9 protein-coding genes are annotated in these 6218 nt (G+C 60.1%); 4 read left to right on the top strand and 5 right to left on the bottom strand.

All coding sequences use genetic code 11. The annotated features are described in order from the left end of the window. Positions 1-807 (top strand): hypothetical protein (locus ACIQ2X_RS17175; protein WP_396180255.1); only part of this gene is annotated, 807 nt, incomplete at its 5' end. Between the two features lie 381 nt (positions 808-1188). Here ACIQ2X_RS17175 and ACIQ2X_RS17170 read toward each other — a convergent pair. The 5 genes from ACIQ2X_RS17170 to ACIQ2X_RS17150 all read right to left on the bottom strand — a co-directional run bounded on the left by ACIQ2X_RS17170 (position 1189) and on the right by ACIQ2X_RS17150 (position 3172). Further along, complete coding sequence (locus tag ACIQ2X_RS17170; RefSeq protein ID WP_396180254.1) at positions 1189-1455, bottom strand: hypothetical protein; 267 nt, start codon at positions 1453-1455, stop codon at positions 1189-1191. 19 nt (positions 1456-1474) lie between these two features. Beyond that, positions 1475-2254 carry a hypothetical protein gene (locus ACIQ2X_RS17165; RefSeq protein WP_396180253.1) on the bottom strand — a complete coding sequence of 260 codons (780 nt, stop codon included), beginning with the start codon at positions 2252-2254 and terminating at the stop codon, positions 1475-1477. A gap of 27 nt (positions 2255-2281) precedes the next feature. Beyond that, on the bottom strand, positions 2282-2641 hold the full coding sequence (locus ACIQ2X_RS17160) for a hypothetical protein (protein ID WP_396180252.1): 360 nt from the start codon (positions 2639-2641) through the stop codon (positions 2282-2284). 62 nt (positions 2642-2703) lie between these two features. Continuing rightward, positions 2704-2907, bottom strand: a complete 204-nt coding sequence (locus ACIQ2X_RS17155) for a hypothetical protein (RefSeq protein ID WP_396180251.1) — start codon at positions 2905-2907, stop codon at positions 2704-2706. A gap of 34 nt (positions 2908-2941) precedes the next feature. Further along, positions 2942-3172: a hypothetical protein gene (locus tag ACIQ2X_RS17150; protein WP_396180250.1), complete on the bottom strand. Its 231-nt coding sequence runs from the start codon at positions 3170-3172 to the stop codon at positions 2942-2944. Positions 3173-3339: 167 nt separating this feature from the next. On the opposite strand from ACIQ2X_RS17150, the gene ACIQ2X_RS17145 reads away from it, so the two are divergent. The 3 genes from ACIQ2X_RS17145 to ACIQ2X_RS17135 form a co-directional block, all read left to right on the top strand. After that, positions 3340-3888, top strand: a complete 549-nt coding sequence (locus ACIQ2X_RS17145; RefSeq protein ID WP_396180249.1) for a terminase small subunit — start codon at positions 3340-3342, stop codon at positions 3886-3888. 285 nt (positions 3889-4173) lie between these two features. Then, positions 4174-5205, top strand: a complete 1032-nt coding sequence (locus tag ACIQ2X_RS17140; RefSeq protein WP_396180248.1) for a hypothetical protein — start codon at positions 4174-4176, stop codon at positions 5203-5205. Between the two features lie 720 nt (positions 5206-5925). Next, the coding region (locus ACIQ2X_RS17135; RefSeq protein WP_396180247.1) for a hypothetical protein at positions 5926-6218 on the top strand (293 nt) is incomplete at its 3' end.

Raw genomic sequence — 6218 nt, 5'->3', positions numbered from 1 at the left:
ATGGTATCTCTCTCTGAGGAGAGATTGAGTGAAACTCTTCTCTCTCCACTCTCTTACCTCTTCTCTCCTACGTCGAGAGATCGGGCAGACACTACCCCCTTCGGGGGCATCTACCCTCCCTCTCCTAGGAGGATGAAGAGCCGAGGGCAGCGCACACCACACCACCACCCACCCGCACACCGGATCATGTTGACGGATGATGACGTGTTGGCCAAAGTCCGATCCATGCCCACCAAGACAACACCCAAACGGTCACCAAAGAAAATAGCCCTGAGAGCAGCGAAGGCACCGAAGGGGGGGGCGAAGAAGGCAGCAACGAAGAAAGCGAAGGCGCCAGCCAAGCGAAGCCACCTGGAGGTGCGGTGGATACGGGAATGGGAAAGGCAGGGCGGTCCGGAGCTCGTGGAGGAGTTCATGTTCCACCCGACCAGGCGGTGGAGGGCAGACTTCGCTCACATCGAAAGCAAGCTGCTCATCGAGATCGAGGGCGGCGCCTATGGCGGCAGGCACACCCGCGGCAGGGGGTTCGTCGAGGACCTCGACAAATACGCCACCGCATGGCTTCACGGATACACGGTGCTGCGCATCGGTGCCCATCAGGTGCGAGGGGACGTCATCAGGGCGGTGATTGGGAGGATCATGGGAAGGTTACCAGATAGCCCTGAGAGCTTGCCAGATAGCCCTGAGAGCCGGAGCGGCCCAGAAAATAGCCCTGAGAGCTGGGGGGAGGGTTCGGGGGAGGCTCCGGCTTGGTTGGCCGGAGCGGTCGGCGAGGGCTCGGCAGGGGCGGATTTCCGCGGCGCGTGATGGCGGGCGATCGCGGGCGGCGGGCGAGCGGGCGAGGATCCGCGGGCGGGTGGTGCGCGTAGGGGCGCGCTGGCGGGGCGATAGCGCCGCGGGTGGGACATGGTGCCGGAGAGGGAGGGCGGCGCGTTCTCGTCGATCCTCGCGCGATTGACGGGGGCACGAAAAAGCCCGCTCCCTCCGGAGAGGGGGCGGGCTTGGTGGTGGGGGGGAGGCGGTGGGGGGAGGTTCAGAGCTTCGGCACCTTCGCGGCGATCATCGCAAGGCCGACGGCAAGCGCGCCAAGGGCAATCCATCGCGCCCAATGGCGGCGCCTCCGGTTCCGGTGATGCGGGCGAGGGGCGAGCCCGAGGGCGAGACGGCGGGCGGTTTCGGTTTGGTGGTTCATGGGGTAGTGGCGAGGTGGAGGTTTCCAAGCACGGGGCGAAGGTAGCCTTCGCGGATCATGCGCGCCACATAACTTGTGGTGCCGAATGAATGAGCCATGCGGCCTGATGTTGTGTCGCTTGGTATTGCGGCGCAATAAAACTCGCCGTCCTCGTTCATCTCGGCCTTGGCGTAGATGTCCCAGCCGTAGGAATGAGCCACGAGCACGGGAAAATTCTCGCGCGCGTAGTGGGTGAACATCATTTTTTTGGTTTCGTTTGTCATGGTTGGGGCGGTTGGGGGGTTATGCGAAGGCGGGTAGAGTGAAGATGTCGCGGCATGCGGCGGCGTGAGCCTCGGCGCGCTCTTTGGCCATCTCGCGGCGGTGGCACCTCACCACGTCGCGGCAATGATCGAGCAAGCCGCTTGCTTCATGGTTGAAGCCGTAGAAGCCCCAACAATCGCCGCCCTCCACTTCCTCCCCATCGGGGGAGAGGATCCGAGCAACGCCGTAAACATCGCCCCATGCCCAAGCACCCCAGAGCCCCGCGGCGGAATCGCAAGCGGCGTTTTGATGCTCGGGCTCGGTGCCAGTCTCCGCCACCCATGCAGGCAGGGCGGCAACGAACACAAGCGCGCTTTCGTCTTGGCTGTGGCCGTTGGATTGCATGAGGTGGCAGGGGATGCCAGCAACCGCGGCGAGGTTTTGCATGGCGTCGAAGTATTCCACCCACTCGCCCCAGCCGGAGGGCGAGAGGTCGGAGACTAGGTTTTCAATGGCACCGCGGAAGCTCCGCGTTTCGATCATTTCGGCCCAAAGGTCCGCCAGCTCGAACGGGAGCGCGTCGCGGATCTCGCGCTTGCCTTCCCTGCTTTGCCATTTCTCGGCGGGGATGAGGTCAAGCAGGGTTTCGAGGTCGAGCGCGTGCCCGTCGTAGTTCTCAAGGCGCGCGCGGTAGCGCTCCCAGTTGAGCACGGCAATCGGCGGTTGGCAGTCCCACGAGGTAAAGGGATTCTCGGGGTATTCGTCAAAGGCAATCTCGGCGGTGTAGCCGTGGGGCAGTGTGATGGTATCGTTTTGCATGTTGTATTTGTTGGGGTTGGGGTTGGGTTAGAAGCTGGAAACGATAATGCCGCCGTCAAACTCGATGAGCTGGCCGTCGTTTTGAATGTGGGCGCGGATTAAGTCGTCGATCTCGTCGTCGTCCATGTCTTCGGTAATGTCGAGGACCCAGCGCCAGCCGTCTTTGCTTCCGGTGCCGTAATAGTCTTCTGCCCATTCTTGAAGGCTGGCGTATTCGCTGAAGTCGCACCGGATTGCTACGTGGTCGAATTCCATCTCTTCTCCGGTTCCGTCTTCGAGCTCTTCGAGATACTCGGCCAGCGCGAACGCTCCCGCGCGGGACCAGTTCGCGTTTTCGTCGTCGATCAGTTCGTGGGCGATGTCGTAGGTTGTCATTGTCTTTTTCATATTGTTGCTTTCTGTTGTTGTTGTTGTGTGATTGCCGAGGGGTTGGACCTCGGCGGGATTGGTTAGGCAATGATGCCGATGGATTGGAGGTGCGCGATGTATTGGGCGAACACGGCCTGTTTGGTGCCTTTGAAGCCAAACTCTTTTTTGATGATTGAGCAGGCGGACGGGCCGCGCTTGGTCATTCCTGCGAGTTCGAGTTTTAACATGGCCTTGAGCGTCAAGAGGCGGTAGGCTTCGATTTTTTCCGGTGTGTCGATTGTCATTTTTTTTGGTGGTTGGTGGTTGTTGGGGGAGAGGTTAGCGGGTGAGCTCGCGGAGTAGGACCGCGGCGGCCACGAAGGCGAGACCGAGGAGGCCGCAGGCGGCGACTTGGGCGGCGAGGGTGAGGGCGGGGCGCTCCGGTTTGTCGGTGTAGTAAAGGCGCGCCGACAGCTTCGCCACGGGGCGAGCAAATCGAAGCGGCAGGTGCATCGCGAGGCGGTGCAGGATGTTGGAAACGGGGCGGAGTGGATGCGGGCGGAGTTGCATAATGTTGTTTGTTTTAAGTGGTTTTCGTTCTGTTTGGCGTCGGGTAGTGTTGGCCGACGCGCAGAAGATGGCAGACAATAACCGCCTTGTCTATATTCTTTTTCGTGTTTTTTTGTCGTGTTGGTTTTGGCTTGTTTTTGCAGGTGATGGGTGGGTAGGGTTGGGCGATGGAAGACATGGATTTGACGGAGACGCTGGGGCTCGGGCTAAAAACCGGACCCGGCAAGCGCTCGCAGGATCACCCGGCAATCAATGAGCAACAGGCCGCTTTTGTGCGTGAGTATGTCCGCAACGGTGGCAACGGATCCGCGGCGGCAATCGTCGCCGGATACAAAAAAGACCGCGCGCGAAATACTGCTTGGGAGCTTTGCCAGAAGCCGAAAATTCTTGATGCAATTAAGTTGCAACAAGCGCGATACATTAGCGGGGAGCTAAGCAATGTAGCGCTTGGAACGCTCGGCAACATCATGCGCGACGAGACCGCGCCAGCCGCGGCGCGTGTCCAGGCTTCTCGCTGGGTCCTGGAGGCCGCAGGGCATGGGTTGCCAGCCGCGGCATTGGCCGCCCGCCTCGGCATGGATGGCGCCGACAAGCCGCTTTCCGAGTTCAGCTTGGCCGATCTGGAGGAAATGACCAAGCGCGCGGCGGAGAGTTTGGACCGCATGCGCGCCGTTAACGCTCCGACGATCGAGGCGGAGGCGATGGAAGCCCAGTAAATAAAGGGCGAGCGCGTGCAGGTGGTAGCATTGGGGATGCTATTGGCCCCGATTGCGGGCAAACGAGCCGCCCGCGGCGCCTTCCTTGCTGGCCTGCCCAGCCTGCCCAGCCGGAGCCCAGCGCATCAGAGCCAGCCGCGGCGCTCGATGGCCGCCATCGACCACCAGCCAGACCACCGGCACCGACCCCCCGGCACCGCCCCCGCGCGCGCGTGCGCGTTCCATTACTGCCCCCCTCTACTAATTTTCTCCATTTTCAAAACTTTCCCCTGCAAAAATTTCTGCTTGCCAGCCAACACCCAAAACCATACAGTCCCCAACGTGAACCTCACCGAGACCATCTCATCCAACGCCAACAGCACCGTGATCGACTGGCACGGCGGCGACGGCACCGTCGCAGCGACTGGCACGTTCAGCAGCGGAACCATCAAACTCCAGGCATCAGTTGACGGAGGCACGACCTTCTTCGACGCGAGAGACGGAGACAACAATGTCCTCACGCTCACCGCCGACGGTGCGTTCAGCTTTTCGATTGGCTCGTGCAAGCTGCGCGCCAACACAGCTGGCGCCACGGTCGCCGCTGGCGCTGCGCAGGTGGAGACGCTCACGTGCTCTGGCCCCGCAGCTATCGCCGCCACTGCTACGCTCACCGTGTTCGGTCTTCCGGTCGCTGGTGACACCATCTTTTTCACCTCGCCTGCCGGCGTTCGCAGCACCTTCACGTTTGTGGCTGGTGTGGCTGGAGCAAATCAGATTTCGCTCGCCACGCTCACCACTCCCACGCTGGTGGCATCGGCCATCGCGGCAGTCACCGTGGCTGGCATCACTGAGACGGCCTCCGGCCCAGTGGTCACGATCACTGCCTCCACGGCTGGCACGGCTGGTAATGGCTGGGCGGTCGAGACGGTTGGTGCATACGCTCAGCGGATCGCGGTGCTCTCTGGCGGCGTTGCCGCTGGCACGATCGCCGCCTCTGGCACGATCAACGTGACCGTCACCTCGGCTATCATCCCATCCTCGCCCTTCACGCTAGCCGTTCCGGTTTTCGCTGGCGAAACTCTGGACGTGTGGGCTGACAAGATCCGCACCGTGCTCACCAACTCTCACCGCCTTGCGCCGCAGTTCACGGTTGGCGGCACTGGTGCCACGATCACCCTGACCAAGCGTGCGCCCTTCCTCGCCAACGACGCCACGCTGAACGTGGCGATTGCCAACGGCACGCCAAGCCCAGGCATCACTGCCGTGACCACCTCCACCAACACCACGGCTGGAGTTGCCACCACTCCTAACGTGTTCCTCTCCATCCAACGCCGCTAATCCTCGATGGCTCATCTCACGAAATCCGACGACATCAAAGGCGTGGAGTTCGCCGGCGTGGGCCGCGTTGGCGGTGGGTACATGGGAGTGGGGGCGCCAAGCTCTGACGGTCTATCCCTCGACCTCCAGTTCGCGGCTGACAAGACTCTGACAGCGCGGCGTGGTCCGACACCGACCTTTATACGGTCGAGCGGAGATAATGGCGGGACAACATATTTCGGGCCGCTAGTAGATTTAGGTGATTACACCGAATTCTCAACAACAGGGATCACTAATGGGCGGGCTTCGTGGTTCATATCAGATGGGACAAATAATATAACAATATCTTACGACGGGACTAGATGGCGCGTTATTGATGCATACGATGGGATCGAAGATGAATACCTAGCTGCGCCCGGTAGTGAGTGGCGACCAGACCAAGCCGACTGGAGTAGTCAAGGGTTCACAGTAACAACCAGCAGCACCTTCGGCATTGTAAAGGCAGCGAACAACGAACCCCGCTTCGACCACAATCCCACATCTCCATTCGCGTGCCGTGGCTTGCTGATCGAGGAGGGGCGGACGAATTTGTTTAGCTCTACTAATTTGAATGATTGGGCAGCCGCTCGCTGCACCAAAACGCCAATAACGGGCATTGGTCTAACTAATCAAGCAACTACCCTTACAATATCTGAGCCTGTAAACACTTATATTTCTAGGGGCGCGACACTAACGACTAGCGTGGCATATGCGATATCGGTGCGAGTGAAGGCTGGAACCGTGGCATCTTTTCAATTTGCTGACCTTATAGACGGAAAATACTCAAGAGGCTTTAATCTTTCAACAAACCAGTGGGTGGCGAGTGGTGGGGCACCAGAGTTTACGAATTATACAGTGACACCTAACATTGATGGTTGGTTTTTGGTGTCGGCAATTTACACACCCACAGGCGCAACTGGAGTCAAAACCATTGCATTTCTATTAGGCAACCCCGTAGTGGGTCAAACCGTCAGCTTCGACACACCGCAGATCGA

The sequence above is a fragment of the Flavobacterium sp. genome (assembly GCF_044368625.1).
GTDB lineage: Bacteria > Bacteroidota > Bacteroidia > Flavobacteriales > Flavobacteriaceae > Flavobacterium.
Note: the sequence above shows the minus strand (reverse complement) of the source record. Positions and strands in the feature narration are given on the sequence as shown.